Annotated in this window: 22 protein-coding genes and 1 tRNA gene; 10 read left to right on the forward strand and 13 right to left on the reverse strand. The window is 26.9% G+C overall.

Annotated features, from left to right (window positions below):
• Positions 1–8: 8 nt before the first annotated feature.
• From hisH to hisG, 5 genes are read right to left on the reverse strand one after another with little or no spacing between them, the layout of a single operon-like run.
• Positions 9–599 carry an imidazole glycerol phosphate synthase subunit HisH gene (gene hisH, locus BPLAN_RS01020; protein ID WP_012821360.1) on the reverse strand — a complete coding sequence of 197 codons (591 nt, stop codon included), beginning with the start codon at positions 597–599 and terminating at the stop codon, positions 9–11.
• Positions 600–620: 21 nt separating this feature from the next.
• The gene (gene hisB, locus BPLAN_RS01025) at positions 621–1,757 is read right to left on the reverse strand and encodes a bifunctional histidinol-phosphatase/imidazoleglycerol-phosphate dehydratase HisB (RefSeq protein WP_012821361.1); all 1,137 of its coding nucleotides are present in this window, start codon (positions 1,755–1,757) and stop codon (positions 621–623) included.
• Positions 1,758–1,789: 32 nt separating this feature from the next.
• Positions 1,790–2,875, reverse strand: coding sequence for a histidinol-phosphate transaminase (gene hisC / locus BPLAN_RS01030; RefSeq protein ID WP_012821362.1), 1,086 nt, complete (start codon positions 2,873–2,875; stop codon positions 1,790–1,792).
• Positions 2,876–2,884: 9 nt separating this feature from the next.
• Entirely contained in the window at positions 2,885–4,180 is a 1,296-nt protein-coding gene (gene hisD, locus BPLAN_RS01035; protein ID WP_012821363.1) for a histidinol dehydrogenase, read from the reverse strand.
• A 12-nt stretch (positions 4,181–4,192) separates the two neighbouring features.
• Complete coding sequence (hisG, locus tag BPLAN_RS01040; protein ID WP_012821364.1) at positions 4,193–5,050, reverse strand: ATP phosphoribosyltransferase; 858 nt, start codon at positions 5,048–5,050, stop codon at positions 4,193–4,195.
• Positions 5,051–5,241: 191 nt separating this feature from the next.
• Here hisG and BPLAN_RS01045 point away from each other — a divergent pair, with 191 nt between their 5' ends.
• Positions 5,242–6,012, forward strand: a complete 771-nt coding sequence (locus BPLAN_RS01045; protein ID WP_012821365.1) for an exodeoxyribonuclease III — start codon at positions 5,242–5,244, stop codon at positions 6,010–6,012.
• A 16-nt stretch (positions 6,013–6,028) separates the two neighbouring features.
• On the opposite strand, the gene BPLAN_RS01050 is transcribed toward BPLAN_RS01045, so the two are convergent.
• A tRNA-Lys gene (locus BPLAN_RS01050) sits at positions 6,029–6,101 on the reverse strand.
• 47 nt (positions 6,102–6,148) lie between these two features.
• On the opposite strand from BPLAN_RS01050, the gene BPLAN_RS01055 reads away from it, so the two are divergent.
• From BPLAN_RS01055 to BPLAN_RS01070, 4 genes are all read left to right on the forward strand, one after another.
• Complete coding sequence (locus tag BPLAN_RS01055; RefSeq protein ID WP_012821366.1) at positions 6,149–6,667, forward strand: shikimate kinase; 519 nt, start codon at positions 6,149–6,151, stop codon at positions 6,665–6,667.
• Positions 6,664–7,986 carry a tRNA lysidine(34) synthetase TilS gene (gene tilS / locus BPLAN_RS01060; RefSeq protein WP_012821367.1) on the forward strand — a complete coding sequence of 441 codons (1,323 nt, stop codon included), beginning with the start codon at positions 6,664–6,666 and terminating at the stop codon, positions 7,984–7,986. The genes BPLAN_RS01055 and tilS overlap by 4 nt, the downstream gene beginning before the upstream one ends.
• 76 nt (positions 7,987–8,062) lie before the next feature.
• Entirely contained in the window at positions 8,063–9,127 is a 1,065-nt protein-coding gene (gene serC, locus BPLAN_RS01065) for a 3-phosphoserine/phosphohydroxythreonine transaminase (RefSeq protein WP_012821368.1), read from the forward strand.
• 11 nt (positions 9,128–9,138) lie between these two features.
• Complete coding sequence (locus BPLAN_RS01070; protein ID WP_012821369.1) at positions 9,139–9,798, forward strand: YggS family pyridoxal phosphate-dependent enzyme; 660 nt, start codon at positions 9,139–9,141, stop codon at positions 9,796–9,798.
• On the opposite strand, the gene trpA is transcribed toward BPLAN_RS01070, so the two are convergent.
• Genes trpA through BPLAN_RS01105 form a run of 7 tightly spaced genes read right to left on the reverse strand, consistent with a single transcriptional unit; the run spans position 9,790 to position 16,160 of the window.
• Positions 9,790–10,560 (reverse strand): tryptophan synthase subunit alpha, encoded by a 771-nt coding sequence (gene trpA, locus BPLAN_RS01075; protein WP_012821370.1) that lies wholly within the window; start codon positions 10,558–10,560, stop codon positions 9,790–9,792. The genes BPLAN_RS01070 and trpA overlap by 9 nt on opposite strands.
• Positions 10,544–11,746 carry a tryptophan synthase subunit beta gene (trpB, locus tag BPLAN_RS01080; protein WP_012821371.1) on the reverse strand — a complete coding sequence of 401 codons (1,203 nt, stop codon included), beginning with the start codon at positions 11,744–11,746 and terminating at the stop codon, positions 10,544–10,546. The genes trpA and trpB overlap by 17 nt, the downstream gene beginning before the upstream one ends.
• A complete protein-coding gene (locus BPLAN_RS01085; protein WP_012821372.1) occupies positions 11,746–12,375 on the reverse strand; it encodes a phosphoribosylanthranilate isomerase in 630 nt (209 codons plus the stop codon). The genes trpB and BPLAN_RS01085 overlap by 1 nt, the downstream gene beginning before the upstream one ends.
• Positions 12,365–13,174, reverse strand: a complete 810-nt coding sequence (gene trpC, locus BPLAN_RS01090) for an indole-3-glycerol phosphate synthase TrpC (protein ID WP_012821373.1) — start codon at positions 13,172–13,174, stop codon at positions 12,365–12,367. Before trpC ends, BPLAN_RS01085 begins: the two co-directional genes overlap by 11 nt.
• Positions 13,171–14,157 carry an anthranilate phosphoribosyltransferase gene (trpD, locus tag BPLAN_RS01095; RefSeq protein WP_012821374.1) on the reverse strand — a complete coding sequence of 329 codons (987 nt, stop codon included), beginning with the start codon at positions 14,155–14,157 and terminating at the stop codon, positions 13,171–13,173. The genes trpC and trpD overlap by 4 nt, the downstream gene beginning before the upstream one ends.
• A 2-nt stretch (positions 14,158–14,159) precedes the next feature.
• On the reverse strand, positions 14,160–14,738 hold the full coding sequence (locus tag BPLAN_RS01100; protein ID WP_012821375.1) for an aminodeoxychorismate/anthranilate synthase component II: 579 nt from the start codon (positions 14,736–14,738) through the stop codon (positions 14,160–14,162).
• A 6-nt stretch (positions 14,739–14,744) separates the two neighbouring features.
• Positions 14,745–16,160, reverse strand: coding sequence for an anthranilate synthase component I family protein (locus BPLAN_RS01105; protein WP_012821376.1), 1,416 nt, complete (start codon positions 16,158–16,160; stop codon positions 14,745–14,747).
• 222 nt (positions 16,161–16,382) lie between these two features.
• Between BPLAN_RS01105 and BPLAN_RS01110 the strand changes: the two genes are divergently transcribed.
• The 5 genes from BPLAN_RS01110 to ccoS are packed head-to-tail and all read left to right on the forward strand — an operon-like array spanning position 16,383 to position 21,690.
• Entirely contained in the window at positions 16,383–18,188 is a 1,806-nt protein-coding gene (locus BPLAN_RS01110; RefSeq protein ID WP_012821377.1) for a putative porin, read from the forward strand.
• Between the two features lie 38 nt (positions 18,189–18,226).
• Positions 18,227–18,868 (forward strand): glycoside hydrolase family 73 protein, encoded by a 642-nt coding sequence (locus tag BPLAN_RS01115; protein ID WP_012821378.1) that lies wholly within the window; start codon positions 18,227–18,229, stop codon positions 18,866–18,868.
• A gap of 20 nt (positions 18,869–18,888) precedes the next feature.
• Positions 18,889–19,278, forward strand: a complete 390-nt coding sequence (gene gcvH / locus BPLAN_RS01120; RefSeq protein ID WP_012821379.1) for a glycine cleavage system protein GcvH — start codon at positions 18,889–18,891, stop codon at positions 19,276–19,278.
• A gap of 11 nt (positions 19,279–19,289) precedes the next feature.
• A complete protein-coding gene (locus BPLAN_RS01125) occupies positions 19,290–21,503 on the forward strand; it encodes a cation-translocating P-type ATPase (RefSeq protein ID WP_012821380.1) in 2,214 nt (737 codons plus the stop codon).
• A gap of 31 nt (positions 21,504–21,534) precedes the next feature.
• Positions 21,535–21,690 carry a cbb3-type cytochrome oxidase assembly protein CcoS gene (ccoS, locus tag BPLAN_RS01130; protein ID WP_012821381.1) on the forward strand — a complete coding sequence of 52 codons (156 nt, stop codon included), beginning with the start codon at positions 21,535–21,537 and terminating at the stop codon, positions 21,688–21,690.
• The last annotated feature ends 21 nt before the right edge of the window (positions 21,691–21,711 follow it).

The following is a 21,711-nucleotide window of genomic DNA, read 5'->3' on the forward strand; positions in this document are numbered from 1 at the left end:
ATATTATTTTACAATCGAATAAAATTTTCCAATATCTTATGTCCTATATAAGAAGATTTCTCTGGATGAAATTGGACAGCGTAAAAGTTTTTTTTTTGTATTGCAGAACTATACGAAATGATATAATCTGTTTTAGCTACGGTATATTTTCCCAAAGGAGCATAATAACTATGAACAAAATATTGATAACTTCCATCTGGAATATTTTCAAATAAAGGCCCTTTTAGCTTGTGAATGGTATTCCAACCAATTTGAGGAATTTTATCATTTTTATCTTTTGAATGAAATTTTTTGACAAACAAATCAAAAATCCCCATGCAGGTTGTGTTACTTTCTTCTGAATACTTGCAAAGTAATTGCATTCCCAGACATATTCCTAGTACAGGTTGTTCTAATTTAGATAGAAGAATGTCTAATTTTTTTTCTTTCAAGTATTTCATAGCAAAATTAGCTTCTCCTACTCCAGGTAGAATGATTCTTTCCGCATTTTGAATAGATTTTTTGGAATCGGTAACAATAGCTTCTACTCCTATTCTTTCCAAAGAAAAAAGAACAGATTGTACATTTCCAGCAGGATATTTTACAATAATTGTTTTCATGATTTTTTCATTAAAAAATTTTTACAACATTCCTTTAGAACTAGGCAGCTTATTGGTCCTATTTTTTTTTATCGCCATTTTAATAGCTTTAGCAAAAGCTTTAAAAATAGATTCTATCTTATGATGATCGTTTTTTCCAATAGCGTGAACATAAAGATTGCATTTTGCAGAAGAGGAAAAAGATTTAAAGAAATGAATAAACATCTCCGTAGGAACTTTCCCTATTTTGTTTCTAATAAATTTAGCCTTCCAAGTTAATTGACTTCTACCTCCAAGATCTAATGCCACTGTAGCCAAACAGTCATCCATAGGAAGAGAAAAAAAACCATAACGTTCTATTCCTCGTTTATCTATAATAGATTGATGAAAAATTTCTCCTAAAGTAATTGCTGTATCTTCAATGGTATGATGTTCATCTACCTCAAGATCTCCTATTGCATGAATATTTAGATCCATAAGACTATGAAAAGCCATTTGTTCCAAAAGATGATCTAAAAAACCTAATCCTGTTTGTATTTTTGCTTTTCCTTCTCCATAAAGTTGAATAGTTATTTTTACGTCTGTTTCTAATGTTTTTCGTTGATGTTGAAAAATTCTTTTAGTAGACACATCTTTTAAATATTCATAAATTCTTTCCCAACTATCAGTTTCTAACGCAATGATCTTTTTTAAGGATTTTTTTTCTATAGATAAGTTTTTTTCTTCTATAATAGGATTGATCCATATAGATTTACATCCCAAATTTTTAGCTAACAAAACATCAGTTAATCTATCTCCAATAACAAAAGATTTTTCAAGATTGTAACCAGAATGAAAATAAGAAGTCAGCATTCCTATTCCAGGTTTTCTTGTAGGAGAATTTTCTTCTGGAAAAGTTCTATCTATATGAACAGAAGAAAAATGAATTCCTTCCGTCTTTAATATTTTCAAAATATGATTATGTATAGGCCAAAAATTTTTTTCAGGAAACTTATCCGTTCCTAATCCATCTTGATTGGTAACCATCACAAAATCATAATTTAATTCATGAGCTATTTTAGTTAAAAAAAATAGAACCCTTGGATAAAAATTCACCTTTTCAAGAGAATCAATTTGATAAGTAGGTGGGAATTCTTGAATGATGGTTCCATCTCTATCAATAAATAATATTCTTTTCATTATCCTTTTTTTATCCCGATATGTTGAAACATTTAAACACGATTTTCAGAGTATTCTTTGATTTGATCTATCAAATATTCATTTTCTTCATGAGTCCCTATTGTTATTCTTAAACATTCATTACAAAAAATAATTTTTGAACGATCTCTAACTACAATATTTTTTTCTATCAAATATTTATAAAGGTTTTTTGATGAAAAAGGAACTTTAACTAGTAAAAAATTGGAAGAGCTAGGATAAACTTTTTGTATAATGGAAATTTTATTTAGAGCCTCCTCCATATATTTTCTTTCTGAAAGAATGCTTTTTAAATAGTAAAAAAATAGATCTTTATTATCAAGTGCCTGAATAGCTATTTTTTGAGAAATTTTACTGATATTATAGGGATATTTAATTTTATTCATCCATTGAATGATCTTTTCAGAAGTAATAGCTATTCCTATTCTCAACCCAGCTAATCCCCAAGATTTAGAAAGCGTTTGCAAAACGATTAAATTCGGATATTTCTCTATTTCTAGAGAAAAAGATTCTTGATCTGAAAAATCTATATAAGCTTCATCCAAAACGACGATTCCTGTAAATTTATTTATAATTTTTTGAATATCTTGTTTTTTCAAATCATTTCCAGTAGGATTATTCGGAGAACAAATAAAAATTATTTTACTATATTGATTAATTTTATCTTCTATTTGTTTCAAATTTAATTGATATTCTTCTTCAGTTAAAAAAACTTTCACTACATTTACTCCATGAATTTTTCCACTTACTTCATACATACCATAAGTAGGAGGACAAATGATAGAATGATCTATTTTTGGACGAGAAAAAATGCGATAAATTAAATCAATAATTTCATCACTTCCATTTCCCAAAAATATTTTAGATGAAGGAATATTTTTCACTTCTGATATTTTTCTTTTTAATTCTTTCTGTAATGGATCTGGATATCTATTATATGAATTATAAAAAGATAAAGGAGCTCCAAAAGAATTCTCATTAGCATCTAAAAAAATGGAATTTTTTCCTTGATTGTATTCTTCTCTAGCAGATAAGTAAGGATCTACATTCAGAATATTTTCCCTAATTAAAGATTTTAAATCAAAATTGTTACTAGTCATGATGCATTTTCATTCATTTTTCAATCGAATATCAATGGATTTTTTATGTGCTATTAAACCTTCTGTTAAAGATAGTCCACCAACACATTTTGATAAACCTCGTAATCCTTTTTTGGTAATTTTTTGAAAAGTTATTTTTTTTAGAAAACTATCTACAGATACTCCACTATAAGATTTTGCATACCCATAAGTAGGAAGCACATGATTTGTTCCAGAAGCATAATCTCCCACACTGACTGGAGAATAATTTCCCAGAAATACAGATCCAGCATTTTTTATTTTATCCCCCCAATAAGAAGCATTATGACAATTAATGATTAAATGTTCTGGAGCCACTTGATTGATCAAATGAATGCTTTCTTCCAAAGAAGAAAGAACAATCATTTTGCTCCTTTCCAAAGATTTTTTCATAATATTTTGTCTAGTGGAAAAACTAGTTAATTGTTTTTTTAATTCTTTTTTTATTTTTTCCATCCAGGATATACTTATGGTAATTAAAAGAATGTAACTTTCTGGATCATGTTCTGATTGAGAAATTAAATCAGAAGCAACATATTCTGGATTCGCTGTTTCATCTGCTAAAATAACGACTTCTGAAGGTCCAGCTGGCATATCTATAGAGACTATTCCTTTTTGTGCTACAATTTGTTTAGCTAGTGTAACATAAGAATTTCCTGGACCAAATATTTTGTAAACAGAAGAAACACTTTCAGTTCCATAAGCCATAGCGGCAATAGCTTGAGCTCCTCCTATTTTATAGATTCGTTTTATTCCTATATACTTAGTAGCTGTATATAAAATGGATGGATGTATTTTTCCATTTTTATTTGGAGGAGAGCACAAAATAATATCTTCGCAACCAGCTAAATTACTAGGAACTCCTAACATTAATACAGTAGATAATAAAGGGGCAGAACCTCCAGGGATATATAAACCGACCTTTTCTATAGGAACAGATTTTCTCCAACAAATAACTCCTGGAGAGACTTCTATTTTTGATTCTTTCTGTATTTGTGGTTTATGAAAAGATTGGATGTTTTTATGTGCTACTTCAATAGATTTTTTCAAACAATCTGAAATGTTTTTACTGGATTCATTTATTTCTTCTTCCGAAATTTGAATATGTTTTAAATTCACATGATCATATTTTTTTGTATAGCTTTTTAAAGCTATATCACCGTATAGTTTCACATTATTTATAATAGGCAAAACAAAACCACTTAATCTAGAAACATCTTGTACAGATCTTTTTATAATAGATTTCCATGTTTTAAATGGAGGATATATATACACTTGTATGTCCATAAGTAATATCTGTTAAAGTATAATTTTTTCTATGGGAAGTACTAATATATCTTGTGCCCCAAGCGCTTTCAAATTTTCTACAATTCCCCAAAAATCATTTTCATTTACCACAGAATGGACAGAACTACATTCTGAATTTGCTAATGGAAGAATAGCTGGACTTTTGATTCCTGGAAGATAAGATATTATTTTTTCTAATCGTTCATTAGGGACATTTAAAAGAATATATTTATTATTTTTAGCTTTTTTTACAGCTCGTATTCTAAATAGAAGTTTATCCATGATAATGTTTTGTGGGGAACCCAAATGAAGATGAGAGGCTAAAACAGCTTCAGATTGAAGGATTGTTTCTACTTCTTTTAATCCATTCATAAAAAGTGTAGACCCACTACTCACTAAATCACAAATACAATCTGCTAATCCTATTCCAGGAGCAATTTCTACTGCTCCAGATATTTCGTGAATTTCCGCTTTTATATATTTTTTTTCGAAAAATTCTCTAACTAAAAAAGGATAACTAGTTGCAATTTTCTTTCCATTTAAATCATTTATACCGTTATATATCAAAGATTTAGGAACTGCTATGGAAAGACGACATTTTCCAAACCCCAAAGTTTCTTTGATTTGTATTTTTTTTCGTTTTTCTAAAAGAACATTTTTTCCTACGATTCCTATATCCGCTACTCCATCTTCTAAATATTGAGGAATATCATCATCTCGTAAGAAAAGGATTTCCAACGGAAAATTAAGAGCTGTTGTCTTCAATTTATCTATACCAATATTAATCTCAATGCTGCAATCTTTAAGCAACTTTATGGAGTCTTCATAAAGACGACCTGATTTTTGAATAGCTATTTTAAGTTTATCCATATAAAAAATAATAAAAGCTTACTTTTTGTAAGCTTTTTATTTTAGTAATCTTTATAGATTTAATGCATTACAGCAAATATAAAAAACTATTTTGAATATTCTTTAACCTTTTTGAAACTCTATTGATTCATTATTTTGAAAATGATTTATGATGATTACTTTTAATTATTAATAAAATCTTTCTTTTTGCTATGAAAATTATTAGTTATAATATTAATGGAATTAGATCTGGAATAAATAAAGGATTGCTCCATTGGATTAAATCTTATCAACCAGATGTTCTATGTTTACAAGAAATAAAGGCATCTAAAGAACAAATTAAAACAAGTTTATTTGATCATCTTGGTTATTATCATTATTGGTTCCCTTCAACGAAAAGAAAAGGATATAGTGGAGTAGGCATTTTATGCAAAGAAAAACCTCATCACATAGAATATGGAATAGGAATAGAATCCATTGATACAGAAGGTAGAGTTCTACGTATTGACTTAAAAAAAATATCAGTGATAAGTCTTTATATTCCTTCTGGAAAACATCTAAAAAACAGATTAAATTTTAAATTTTATTTTATGGAGAATTTTTTTTCTTACATAAAAAAAATTCAAAAAAAATTAAAAGATCTCGTTATTTGTGGAGATTATAATATCTGTCATCATGAAATAGATATTCATGATCCTATACGAAATAGAAAAATTTCCGGTTTTTTACCAGAAGAAAGAAAATGGATGAGTAATTTTTTAAATTTAGGATTTATAGATAGTTTTAGAAATTATGTTAAAGAGGCTAATCATTATAGTTGGTGGAGTTATTATTCTAATGCAAAAAAGAATAATAAAGGTTGGAGAATTGATTATGCTATGGTGAGTAGATCTTTAAAAAAGAAGATGAATAAAGCTTATCTATTACCTGAAATCCCATATTCAGATCATTGCCCAACTGTATTAGAAATTGAAATAAATTAAAAATAAATAGAAAAAATGACCTGACTGGGATTCGAACCCAGGACCCTTACATTAAAAGTGTAATGCTCTACCAGCTGAGCTACCAGGTCTTCATAATTTCTTGTGAGCAAATATACTACAATAAATTTTATGTTTTATGAAAGTTACTCTAATCGGATATATGGGAAGTGGAAAAACTTCTATAGGAAAAATTTTATCTAGAGAATTAAAATTGGATTTCTATGATTTAGATGCTCTTCTTGTAAAAGACCAAAAGGATTCTATTTATAATATTTTTCAAAAAAAAGGAGAAAATAATTTTAGAGAAATAGAACATTTAATGGTTAAAAAATTTTTAAAAACACATCAAAAATATATTCTTTCTGTTGGTGGAGGGACTCCTTGTTATTATAATAATATGGATTTATTAAATAAATTTTCAAAAACTTTTTATCTGAAAACCCAGAGTTATATTTTATTTAAAAGATTATATAAGGAAAAAGAAACTAGACCTTTAATAGCTCATTTATCTAAGAAGAAATTATTTCAATTTATCATTCATCATTTATCCAAAAGAATCTTTTTTTACGAAAAATCTTATAAAAAAATAGAGGTTCATGGAAAATCTGAATACAAAATAGTTGAAGAAATTGTAAAACATTTAATAGAATTATGAAGAATCTCTCAGACGATCATTTTTTTTTAGAGAAAATTATAAAATCTTTTTCCTTAGTAGAAAAAAAAAAAATTTGTGTAGCTGTAAGTGGTGGATTAGATAGCATGGTTCTTTTAAATTTATTACTTCTTGTCCCTAACCTTACATTAGGAGTAGCTCATTGCAATTTTACTCTTAGAGATAAAGAATCTAATGAAGACGAAAATTTTGTGAAGAATTTTTGTGCAAAAAAACATATTTTATGTCACGTAAAAAGATTTAACACTTTTGATTTTTCGAAAAGAAATAAGTTTTCTATACAAATGGCAGCTAGAAAACTTAGATATGATTGGTTTGAGAATTTATTAGAGAAACATTCCTATGATCATATGGCATTAGGACATCATTTAAGTGATTCAGTAGAAACTTTTTTTATCAATATAATGAGAGGAACTGGACTAAAAGGTTTATTAGGGATTCCTAGAGAAAATAGAAAATTTATTCGTCCTCTTTCTAGTTTTACTAAAGAAGAAATTTTACACTATGCTAAAATGAAAAAAGTTAATTGGAGATTAGATCACAGTAATCAAGAAAATAAATATTTAAGAAATAAAATACGTCTAATCACATCTACTTTTTCAGATTCTTTCTACAAAGGATTTAAAAAAAGTATAAAATATCTTCATCAGGAAAATTTAGTTATAGAGAGTGAGGTCACAAAAATTAATAAAAAGATTACTCTGGAAAAAAAAGAGAATCCATTTTTTTGGAAAATTGAATGCAAAAAAATTAAGGAATTACAACCATTGTCTTTTTATTTATTCAAATTATTTTTTCCATATGGATTTTCTAATATAGAAGATTTAAAAAACCTTCTTTATGCACAATCTGGAAAACAATTATTCTCAAAAAAATATCGAATTATTAAAAATAGAAATCATTGGATTTTGGTAAAAAATCAAAATCCTTCAAAAAAAATATATATGATATTGAATCTAAAAGATCATAAAAAAACTTCTTTCCCCATTCATCTAAAATTTTTTTTGGATCCAAAAAAAGAAAATATAACAGAAGCATCCTTCATAGATTTAGATAAAATTCAATTTCCTTTACAATTAAGAACATGGAGAAAAGGAGATTTTTTTTATCCTTTAAACATGAAAGGAAAAAAAAAATTAAGCAAATATTATAAAGAGAAAAAATTTTCTCTTTTTGAAAAGGAACATACCTGGTTATTAGTTAATGGAAATGAGAAAATTATTTGGATTATAGGAAATCGTTTAGATGATAGATTTAAAGTAACAGAAAAAACAAAAAGAATATTGGGAGTAAAAATATAATTGATTTATTACGTCTTATTAATGCAAATCCCATTAGGATTTTTTTTAATTTTGGAAAGAATTAGTTATTCTATTTATGAAAATACATAATTTCAATGCAGGTCCTTCTATTTTACCAAAACAAGTGATTAGAAAATCAGCTCAATCTGTCGTTGATTATAATCAATGCGGATTATCTTTACTTGAAATATCTCATAGAAGTAAAGATTTTCTAGAAATAATGGAAAAAACCACTGATTTAGTAAAACGTGTGATGAATTTAAATGAGGACTATGCTATTTTATTTCTTCAAGGAGGAGCCACATTGCAATTTAGTATGGTCCCATATAATTTGATGAGAAAAGAAGCAGCTTATTTAGATACAGGAATATGGGCTTATAATGCAATTAAAGAAGCGGAAAAATTTGGAAAAGTAAGAATCCTTTTTTCTGGAAAAAAAAAGGACTATACATATATATCAAAAACTTATCAAGTTCCAGATGAAGTAGATTATTTTCATTGTACTTCGAATAATACCATTGTAGGTACACAAATGAAAAAATTTCCTCATACTACTATACCAATAGTTTGTGATATGTCTTCCGATATTTTTAGCAGAAAATTAAATTTTTGTCAATTTAGTTTAATCTATGCTTCTGCTCAAAAAAATGTAAGTTCTGCAGGAATGACTATTGTTATAGTAAAAAAAGAAATTTTAGGAAAAATAAAAAGAAATATTCCTTCCTATCTTGATTATAATATTCATATAAAAAATAACAGGATTTTAAATACGCCAAATGTATTTTCTATTTATACTTCTATGCTAACTCTAGAATGGATAGAAAATAAAGGAGGTCTTTCTATTTTAGAAAAAGAGAATCAAAAAAAAGCAAAATTATTATATGACGAAATAGATAAGAGTAATTTATTTGAAAATAAGATTCATAAAGAAGATCGTTCGAATATGAACGTTTCCTTCTTTTTAAAGAAAAAAAATCTAGAAAAAGAATTTAATTCCATGTGGAAAAAAGAAAATATTGTAGGATTAGATGGTCATAGATCTTTAGGAGGATATCGTGCGAGTATATATAACGCACTTCCATTAGAAAGTGTTCAATTTTTAATTGAGATAATAAAAGAATTTGAAAAAAAATTTTCTTAAAAAGAAAAAAAATGAAAGACCTTGAATGTAGATTTTTTTCCATCAAAAAATCCATCCCTAAAAGCATTAAAATTTTAGCTGTATCTAAAAATCAAAATATCTCTTCCATAGAGAGACTATATCAAATAGGACATAGAGATTTTGGAGAAAATTATGTTCAAGAAATGATCCAAAAATATCAAAAATTACCGAAAGATATTCGTTGGCATATGATTGGAGTAATTCAGAAAAACAAATTGAAATCCATAGTTCCTTTCATTCATCTCATCCATAGTATTCAAAAAATAGAACATCTTCAAATAATTAATAAAGAAGCTTTTAAACATAATCGTGTGATAAAATGTCTATTACAAATAAAAATTTGTAATGAAATAAATAAAGCTGGCATAACAAATCAAGAAGCCGATAATATCATGAATAATAATATTTATCATCATATGAAAAATGTAAAAATTATTGGATTAATGGGGATGGCTTCTCTTCATGGTTCTACTCAAAAAATAAGACAGGAATTTTATTCTTTAAAAAAATTATATAATGAATATCAAAGAAAATACCAACATCATATTCTCTCCATGGGAATGAGTAATGATTACCCCATAGCTATAGAATATGGAAGCACCCATATTCGGTTAGGAACATCTCTTTTTGGAAAAAGAAAACTACCCTAAAATAGATTTTATATATTCTCGAATACTAGATTCTAATCTATTTTTATTTAATGATTGAATGAAAGAACTTCCTATTATTCCTCCATTTGCATATTGACATGAAATTTCAAAGGTTTTTTTATCTCTTATTCCAAATCCAATTAATTTAGGTACATGTGTAGAAAGTTTTTGTATTCTCTTAAAATAGGAAATTTGCTTTTCTCCAAAAGGAATAGGCCTTCCAGTTACAGAATTAGAAGAAATTAAATATAAAAAACCATCGGTTATTTCATTTAATAAGGAAATTCTATCTGGATCTGTTTTTGGTGTAATCAAGAAGATCATAGATAACAAATGTTTTTTAAACATTTTTTGATATTTTTCTACAAAAACATTGACAGGCAAATCTGGAAAAATTAGTCCAGATACCCCGGCTTCATTACTTTCTTTTAAAAACTTTTCTTCTCCAAATTGATAAAACTGATTGTAATACCCCATAAGAATAATAGGGGTTCTTATAGAATCTTTAATCTTTTTTATTTGTGAAAATAACAAAGAAATATTCATTCCATTTTTTAACGAAATTTTATTACTATTTTGAATGACTATTCCATCTGCTAAAGGATCCGAATAAGGAATCCCTATTTCAATTAAATCTACAGGAAGATCCTGTAAAGTGGTTATTATTTTTTCTGTACTGCTTATGGTTGGATAACCTGCTGTGAAATAAATGCACAATATATTTTTCTTTTTTAATTCAAAAAATTTATGTAGTTTGTTCATATTTAGAATACTTATCAAAAAATTTATTATAGACATTAATATCCTTATCTCCTCTTCCCGATAAATTAACAATAATAACATCGTTTATTTTAGACGGGATTTTTTTTAATGCAGCTAATGCATGAGCACTTTCCAATGCAGGAATAATTCCTTCTAATCGGATCAATTCATATCCTGCTTGCAAAGCTTCTTCATCTGTAGCATGTAAAAAATTTACACGTTTTTTTAAAAAAAGATTTGCATGCATAGGCCCTATTCCTGGATAATCTAAACCAGCTGATATAGAATAAGTAGGAAGAACCTGACCATCTTTATTCTGTAAAAGAAAGGTCATACTTCCATGTAACACTCCTTTAGTTCCGCAATGTATAGAAGCAGCTGTCTTTTTTGTATGGACCCCTAAACCAGCAGCTTCCACTGCAATGAGATTTACAAAATCATGATCTAAAAAATGATAGAAAGATCCCGCTGCATTACTTCCTCCACCTATACAAGCGACAATATAATTTGGAAATTTACATCCTTCTTTCTCTTCTAATTGTTTCTTTATTTCTTCGCTTATAATCGATTGAAAATCGGCAACCATTTGAGGATACGGATGAGGACCTATTGTGGATCCTATTAAATAATAACATTCTGAATGGTTGATCCAAAAACGAATAGCTTCATTGACTGCATCTTTAAGTGTTTTATCTCCACTAAGAACTGGAATAACTTTAGCTCCAAGAGCCTTCATTCGTAATACATTAGAAGATTGACGTTCCATATCTTTCTCGCCAATAAAAATCATACATTCTAAATTCATTAAAGCACAAGTAGTAGCTGTTGCTACTCCATGTTGTCCTGCACCTGTTTCAGCAATAATTTTTTTTTTCCCTAATATCTTAGCTAATAAGCTTTGACCTACCGTATTGTTAATTTTATGGGATCCCGTATGATTTAAATCTTCTCTTTTAAGATAAATTTTACCTCCATATTTATCGGAATATTTTTTACTAAAAAATAAAGGAGTAGGTCTTCCTACGTAATTCTTTAATATATTTTTAAATGATTTTTGAAATTCTAAACTTTTAATAATTTTTTGATAATGAGTTTGTAATTCAATTATTTGTCTCTGTAACATTTCAGGAATAAAAGCTCCTCCAAATGAGTCGTAATATCCATTTTTATCGGCTAAATATTTCATTATTCTCTTATTTTTTTCATAAAACTGTTTACTGCTATATTATTTTTTTTTCCTGGCTCTATTTCAAATTGACTATTAATATCAATTCCAAACATTTTAGAATGCGAATGAAAAAAATTTTTAATTTTATCAAAATCATTCGTTCCTAAACCACCACTTAAAAAAAATGGAACATCCAAATTATATTCATATAATTTTTCCCATCTGAATTTTTTTCCACTTCCTCCATAGGATCGGGTTTTAGTATCAAATAAAAAATAATCACATAAGGATATATAATCTTTAACCTTTTTGAAGGAAAAAGATTCTTCTATACTAAAGGTTTTTATTAATTTTAAGCCTTTTTTTAGTAGATTTTCACAATAAAAAGGACTCTCGTTTCCATGTAATTGAACAAAGTCCAATTTTTTTTCTTTACTAATTTTTAATACATTGTATTTTGATTCATTCACGAAAACCCCCGTTTTCAATATTCCTTTTTTTAATTTTGGAGGAATGAAATCATATCCTACAAATCTAGGAGAACTAGGATAATAAATAAAACCTAAAAAATCTGGAAATAAATTAGATATTTCTTGTATATGAAATTTTATTCCGCATACCTTTATTTTTAAATGCCTAAATTTCATTGTGATTTTTATTTTCGTGACTTTTTAATGCCTTAATCATATTTCTACAACTCTTTCCAGGATCTTTATCTTTCATGAAATTTTCTCCAATTAAAAAACCTTGAAATCCTTTTTTTTGTAAATGCAGAATACTTTCAACATCTGTAATTCCACTTTCTGCTATTTTCATATAATTTTTAGGAACTTTTGAAACTAATTTTGAACAATTTTTGAAATCTACAAGAAAGGTTCGCAAATTTCGATTGTTAATTCCTATGATATCTGAATTTTCTGTCAATTTTTCTATTTCTTTTTCACAGTGTATTTCTATAATCACTTCCAAATCGAGACTCTTTGCTAAGGAAGCAAAATCTTTAATTTTTTTCTTAGAGAGAATTTCTGCTATCAATAAAATAACATCAGATCCTATAGATTTGGATTCTATAATTTGATATTCATCAATAATAAAATCCTTTCTTAATAAAGGAATAGAAACAATTGAACGTGTTTTTGTTAAGTTTTCATTTTTTCCAGAAAAAAAAGAATAATCTGTAAGAATAGATATTCCACTAGCACCAGCTTCTTCATAATCTTTGACCACTTTTTCCATGGAGATTGCATCATTGATTATTCCTTTAGAAGGAGACTTACGCTTAAATTCTGCAATAATTCCAGCGCAACTTTTTTCTATACTCCTAACTAAAGAAAGAGATTTTCTATTAAATAGAATGCTCTTTTCCAGTTTTTGTATGGGATAGAGGATCCTATTTTTGGATACTTCTTTTTGCTTTTCATAAATAATTTTATCTAGAATATTCATATATCTAACAACTTTTTGAGAATATTTTTAGCTTTTCCACTTTCCAGAGAATATTTCGCTTTATCATAATTATGTTCCCAACTATCTTTATTTAAAAGACTCAAGGCAAATGTAGCGTTGATCAAAACAACTTCATTTTGAGCTATACTTCCTTCTCCAGATAAGACTCTAATAAATATCCGTGTATTTTCTTCCGTATCTTTTCCACCTTTTAATTCCTCAGGATTAACCTTATTTTTTCCTAATTCTTCTACAGTATAAAATTCTTCTCCATTTGGAGAATAACATTTGATATCTCCAGTAAGTGAAATTTCATCATAACCATCTAAACTGTGAATGATCGCGTAATTATTCTCCGTATTTTGATATATATAATAATACATTCTGGCTAATTCTAGATTGTGAACTCCTAATAATTGATTTTTTGGTTTTCCAGGATTTAATAATGGTCCAAGTAGATTGAAAAAAGTTCTTATGCCTAGTTCTTTCCTTACAGAAGACAGGATATCTAATGTCGGATGAAATATAGGAGCATGTAAATAACAAAATCCCACTTTTTCTAATTGTTTTCTTAATTTTTCTTCTTTATTCGTAAAATGGTAACCTAACTTTTCTAAAAGATTTGAAGATCCAGTTCTAGAGGAAAAACCAAAATTTCCATGTTTGATTACTTTTTCTCCTGCTCCTGCAACAATAAAACATGCTAGAGTAGAAATATTGAAAGTATTTTTTCCATCTCCACCTGTTCCAACAATGTCAATAGCATGAAAATCTGTTAGATTTACTGGAAGACATAATTCCATCAAAGCCTGCTGAAACCCTAATATTTCTTCTAAAGAAGGTTTTCTCATGTTATACACTATTGCCATGGCCATGACTTGAGTAGGATTTATTTTTCCTTTTAATAGATCTATAAGAATATTTTTAGCTTCTTCTTTTGTAAGAGTTTTTTCTAAAAAGAGATGATTCAGTGTTTTTAACATAATTATTTTATATTCAGCCAATTTCCTATGATTTTTTCTCCATATGGAGTTAAAATAGATTCTGGATGAAATTGAACTCCACGTACATCATAAAATCTATGACGTAAAGCCATAATTTCTCCTTTATCTCCAATAGCTGTAATCTTAAGATCTCTAGGAAAATTGTGGGGAGAGATGATCCAGGAATGATAACGTCCAACTTTTATCTCTCTAGGAATTTTTTGAAAAAGAATTTCTTGTGGATCAACAATTTTGATTAAACTAGTTATTCCATGATAAACTTCTTTAGTGTTTAGAAGAGTAGCTCCAAATACTTCTCCTATAGCTTGCTGACCTAAACAAACTCCAAAAATACTTTTAGTAGAAGCATATGTTTTGACTAAAGGTTTTAAAATATGCGCCTCATCAGGAATACCAGGCCCTGGAGAAAGAATTATTTTGCTGTATTTTTCTATATCCGAAAGTTTAATTTCATTGTTCCTAGATACTTTTACAGGATTTTTTGTAAGTTTTTTTACTGCGTGAACAAGATTGTATGTAAAAGAATCATAATTATCCAATATTAGTATTTTACTTCTCATACTTCTTCATATAATATTTTGAGCTAATTCTATAGCCTTAAATAAGGCCATAAGTTTATTATTCACTTCTTCCAACTCTTTTTCTTCTTTAGAATCGGAAACTATACCTGCTCCAGCCTGAAAAAAAAGAATATTGTTTTTACTGACAAAAGAACGAATAACAATAGCTGTATTAATATAATTATTATCTAATCCAAAAAACCCAATGGCTCCACCATATACTCCTCTATGTTGATTTTCTATTTGATCAATCAATTCCATAGCTTTGTATTTAGGTGCTCCAGAAAGAGTTCCTGCAGGAAAAGAATCTCCAAATACTTTTATAATGGATATATTTTTTTCTAATTTCCCAGATACTTTGGAGACCATATGTAATACATGTGAAAATTCTTGTATTTCCTTAAAATATTCTACTTTTACATTGGAGGAATTTCTACTTAAATCATTTCTTGCTAAATCAACTAACATGACATGTTCTGCATTTTCTTTAGGATTCTTAGAAAGATTTTCAGATAATTTTTTTGTATTTTCATCCTCTTTCTCTGATCTTCGTATCGTCCCTGCTATCGGATTTATGTAGGCAATTTGATTATGAATAATCAATTGAGATTCTGGAGAACAACCAAATAACTTATAGTTTCCATAATCAAAATAAAATAAATATGGAGAAGGATTAATAAATCGTAAAGCACGATACACATTAAACTCATCTCCTTTAAATTTTTGTTGAAATTGACGGGATAGGACAATTTGGAACACATCTCCACGTAAACAAGCTTTTATTCCTCTATTTACCATTTTTTGATATTCTTGATCTGTAACGTTGGACGAACGACTTCCTATAGATTTGAAAGAAAAAACCGAAAAATTTTTTCTTTTAACTAATTCAATTAATTGATCTACAGATAGATTTTCAAAATTAGGAAATTTGTGTTCTATTAAATACATTTCATTATAAAATGGATGAAATATTATTAAATTTCCATAAAATCCAAATCTGATTTGTGGTAAATTATAAGATTCTTTAATAGGAGCATAAAACTGAATATTTTCAAAATATTGAATACTATCGTAAGATATATATCCATAAAACCCAGAATAAGAAATTGAAGTGTTTTCGCTTTGAAATTTTTGGAAAAAATCATCAATTAAAATTGGGATATCCAATCTATCATTTATGAAAATATGTTTATGAACACAATTTGGATACGATATACGTACTACATTTTTATCTAAAATCAATTCAGAAACTGGATTAATACAAAGAATGGAAGAACATCTATTTTTATTAATAGAATAATCGGAAGTTTCTAATAATAAAGTTTTCGGAAAACGATCTCTTAGTTTTAAATATAATTCTATTGGTGTAGTACTATCAGCCAAAATTTTTTTCTGAATAGTTCTAAAACTAAATTTGAACATGATTTATAACATTTTGACATGATGAAAAAAAGGCCGCCACAAAGACGAGCCTCATAAATATTTTTGGGATATCCACCCTTTCCTTTGTTAAGGACTGACTAATGAAATTGAAGATTATCTATAATATTTTTACTTCAGAATCTACCTAATCACAAAGATAAATAAATTTTTCATATCTATGGATATTTAAGAATTTGTAATTCAATTGCAATTATTAATTATATGAAAATATTCATTTTTACTTTCTTATTTATAGGATTTTATGTCTCTTCATCCATGGAAATAAAAACTATGGATCCAAAAAATTTTTCTATGAATATTTATCATTCTGTTCTTCCTGCTCCTCAAAATTATAAATACTGGACTGAAGAAAGTCCTCAAAAAAAAAATTTAGATATAACATCTCTTTCTATAAAAAAATATTATTCTCATAATTTTTTTAGACAAGATAATTTTGGTTCATTTCAATATCAGGAAAAAGAGATCTTCATTCCTTCTTTTGATAAGAATCCTAACGTTTTTTTTTCTCGTGAAAAGATTCGATATTTTGATGTAAAGACTCCGCTTTCCGAGATTTTTTATATAAGGATTCCCTATAAAATCCTAGGAGGATTCTTTACTCAAAGCCTTAATAAAAAAACCAACTATTCTATGGAATACAGAAATCTTTTTTTTCAAAAAAAACCAAAAATAGAAAAACATAACAGTTTTTTTTTAATCACATTTACTACCGATCAAAGTCATCCCCCCTATCATTATAAATTATGGGGACATTATCTCTATCAAAATTTTTATAGAAAAAAAGAAACAAAAAAAATATTTTGGAATACTACGGATAATGTGAATTCTTTTCAAGAAAAAAAGAATTTCTTTTATCAAAGAATGGATATAAGTTTTCTTCGAAAAATTTTTCCTTTCTCATCCTGGATAAAATTAGAGAATGAAAAATCCTTTTTTTTGAAAAACCATATAGAATACACAAAATATTTTAAAACTCATTTTTCTTCGAAAAAAGAATTTACGAACAATATGATCAATATATCATATTTAAAAAATGAGTGTTTTTTAATTTTAAATCAGGAAAAATCAAATATAGAAATAGGTGTTTCTTATGATAAGATCCGTTCTCAATTATTTTCAAATCATTTATTCTATAAAGTTTTTATGAATCTTAATAAAAAAGAGGATCTAAATATAAATAGATTTACAATGGAAGCAAAAATTAATTATTTGGTTAATAAAATGTTTAAATTTCATTCCAATGGAAAATGGATGATAGAAAATGGGGATAAATTCAGAAACCATTTACAAGCAAACATTCAATTGGATACAATTTTTTTTCCAGAATTTTATCTTTTAACGAATTTAAACATCAACAAGAATATCTTTCCTTCTTTTATCAATTTATCCCTTTTTCAAAGAGATAATAACTGTTATAATAGGAAACAAAATAATATCGTATTAAATACAAAATCAATAGACTTCTCTATATTTTATAAAAATATGGATTGTTCTTTGAAAATATCTCAAATAAACCGTCCTTATCAAAAAGAGAATAACCATCTTTTATATTGGAAGTATATATCTTCCTGTATTTTGAAAATAGGAGTTATTCATAACCTATGGAAGCTTCAATTCAATCATATGATTTTATGTCAAAAGCAGAACTCGGATCAGTTAATTTTTTCCATTCCAAATTTTCTTTCAAGAAATACCATATCTTACAAAGATTATTATTTCCATCAAGCCTTATTAATACAAACTGGATTTTCTATTCATTATTTTAGTAAATTTTTCTATCAAAACTCTTCCTACCCATTTGATCTATTTTATTTTTATTTAGAGAACGAATGTTTGCCAGAAAAAATAGGAGGAAGTCCTTTTATAGATTATTTCTTGAATTTCAAGTTATTTAGAACTAATTTTTATGCTAGTATACAAAATATAGGCTTTCCTGAAGAGAATCAAAAAACTAAACAACCAAATTTATTTATTAAAATAGGTTTGTTATGGAACCTTTTTACTTGAGGCTATCAATAAACAAAAAATTCGTAATTTTATTCCTGATGAAAGAATTTTTTTATTTTTTATTCTTCTTTTCCATAACTTTTCTATTTTTATATTCAAAAGGAGAAGGAGAGAAAAAAGAGGAAATAGAAATACAAAATGTTATTAAGTATGTTAAAAAATATGCTTTATTTGCTGTTGAGGAAATGGAAAAATCTGGAATTCCAGCTAGCATTAAATTAGGACAGGGAATTTTAGAGTCATCTGTTGGAAATAGTTCTTTAGCTAAAGCCACCAATAATCATTTTGGAATAAAATGTGGAAAAACTTGGAGGGGAGATGTTTATTATCACGATGATGATCTCCCAAAGGAATGTTTTCGTAAATATAATTCTGTCAGAGAATCTTTTAATGATCATTCCAAATTTTTGAAAAAACCACGTTATTCTGAACTTTTTTTTCTTAAAAAAAAAGATTATCAAAGTTGGGCTATAGGCCTTAAAAAAGCGGGTTATGCCACTTCATCAAATTATGATAATCGATTAATTCATCAAATAGAAAAGTATTTTTTATGGAAATTAGATCAAGAAACCTCTCAAGGAATAGAAAAAAGATTAGATAAACATTTAATAAAAATAAGGAGTTCACGATCCACTATTTTTGATTCTTTTTTCTATAAAATTTTTCGGTTCTTTATGTAAGAAAAATAAAATCATTAAAAATGAATCCTAATAATTTAAAGTATAGCAAAAATCATGAATGGATAGGCTTAGAGATTAATAAAGAAAAAACCTATATTGGAATTACTCATTTTGCCCAAAAGGAATTAGGAGATATTATCTACCTAGATATAGATGAAACTGTTGTAGGAACGGAAATTCAAGAAGGAAAGGTTTTTGGAACTATAGAAGCCGTTAAAACAGTGTCAGATTTGTTTATGCCTGTTTCCGGAACAATACTAGAAATTAATAAAGTTTTATTCTCAAAACCAGAGCATATAAATAAAAATCCTTATGAAGAAGGTTGGATTCTTCAAATAAAAATTTTGGATACAAAAGAATATGATCGGTTAATGTCCTTCGAAGAATACAAAAAATATATAGGAGAATAAATAATTCCTTAATGAAAAAAACGGAAAATTTTGATTTTCTTGATGATGAAAAAATAGCAGAAAAAATAATTGACTTTAAAGATAAAAATATTACTTTTGTTCGTTTTTTCATCCCTTCCATTTATTGTAGTTCGTGCATTTCTGTTTTGGAAAATCTATCTAATCATCATAAATATATTCTTGAATCTACTGTGGATTTTTCCAATAAAAAAGTTGGAATCATATTCAAAAATAAAGACTTGAGATTAAGCGAGTTAGCTGTATTTCTTGAAAAAATTGGTTATAAACCATCTATCAATTCTGAATCTATCGAAGATAACCAGGAAAAAATATTTGACAGAAAATTGATAGGGAAATTAGCTGTTTCTTTTTTTTGTTTTGGAAACATTATGCTTTTAGCTATTCCAGAATATGTCGGGGCTTATGAAGATGTATGGTTTTTAGAAAACCGAAATTTTTTCCGTTATTTAATGGGAATTCTTTCTTTTCCGGTAGTTTTATTTTCTCTTATGGATCATGTCAAATATGCTCTTTTAGGATTAAAAAAACATATTTTTAATATGGATATCCCTATTACTATAGGAATAGTAGTTCTTTTTTTATGGAGTTGTTATGAAGTTTTTTTAGATCTAGGATCTGGATATTTTGATAGTCTTGCTGGTTTTTCTTTTTTTTTACTTCTTAGTAGAATGTTTCAAATTCATACTCATAGAAGAATTCTATCTTTTGACCAAAATTACAAATCTTTTTATCCTATTTACGTATCAAGAATTTGCAATAATAAAGAAGAAAAGATTTTACTATCCTCTTTAAAAAAAGGGGATCTCATTGCAATCCGAAACGAAGAAATTATTCCTGCAGATTCTATTCTAATAAAAGGAATAGCTTCATTAGATAATAGTTTTATCACAGGAGAATCTCATTTAATTAATAAAAAAATTGGAGAACGCATTTATGCTGGATCTAAACAAAAAGGAGAGATTATTTATTTAAAAATAATTAAAAATATAGATCAAAGTTATTTGAGTTTATTATGGAACAAAAAAAAATTCTATCATAAAAAATTACTTCATTTAAATTCCATATCTAATAGATTTAGCCAATATTTCACTCCTATTATTTTAATGATTTCTATCATAACAGGAATATATTGGTCTTTTATTAATGTATCAAAAGTTTTTCAAACTACTTTTTCCGTATTGATTATCACTTGTCCTTGTGCTTTAGTTCTTTCAAGTCCATTGATTTTTGGAAACATTATCCGATTTTTTTCTAAAAAGGGATTTTATGTAAAAGATATTTTTACCATGGAACGAATTTCTACAATAAGTACTTTAATTTTTGACAAAACAGGAACTATTACGGATCCCAATAAAGAAAAAGTTTTTTTTATTGGAAAAAAGCTTAGACACAAAGAAAAAAAAATTATAGCCTCTTTATTAAGAAATTCCAATCATCCTTTAAGTAAAAAAATTTTTACAGAGTTATCTATAAAAGAATATTACTCTATAAATAATTTTCAGGAAATTATAGGCCAGGGAATGCAAGGGGTCATTCAAAATGTTTCAGTAAAAATTGGATCTCCAAAATATTTAGGGATCACAATAAACAATTGGAAAGAGACAACAGTGGCTGTTTCTATAAACGAAAAATTTTTCGGTTATTTTTTATTTAGAAATTTTTATCGTAAGGGAATAAAGAAGATTTTCAAAAATCTGAAAAAATATGAAATTGTTATTTTATCCGGAGATAATAATGAATTAGAAAAAAAATATTTAGAATCTATTTTACCAAAATCCAGTAAAATTTTTTTTAATCAAAGTCCAGAAGAAAAATTTAATTATGTAAAAAAAATCCAAAGAAATGGAAAACAGGTAATGATGATTGGAGATGGAATCAATGATTATGCTGCATTAAATCAAAGTGAAGTGGGCGTTGCTATCTCAGAAAATCCCAGCAATTTTTTTCCTAGTTGTGATGCTTTTATTCAATCCAATTATTTGGATAAAATTTTTTTGTTTTTAAAAATATCCAAAATAGCTACTAGATTAGTAATTGTTAACTTTATGATTAGTTTGTTTTACAATGGCATAGGAATCATCTTTGCGGTTACCGGTCATTTAAAACCTTTCATTGCAGCTATTTTAATGCCTTTAAGTTCTTTATCAGTTATTATCTTTTCTATCTTATCTACTTGGATGGTTTCGCGTAGATTTCTATCTTAGCTAAAAAATAAAACTTGTTTATTTGTGTTATATGGATATATTAATTATTATGATATTGTCTAGTCTTTTTTTAGGAGGAATTTTTCTTATAATTTTTTTAATAAGTCTTTATTCTGGCCAGTTTGATGATTATGAATCTCCTAGAATTAGAATTTTAATAGATGATACTTATAAAGAAAAAAAATAATAATTCTATATTATTATGATT

This window comes from Blattabacterium sp. (Periplaneta americana) str. BPLAN (assembly GCF_000093165.1).
Taxonomy (GTDB): domain Bacteria; phylum Bacteroidota; class Bacteroidia; order Flavobacteriales; family Blattabacteriaceae; genus Blattabacterium.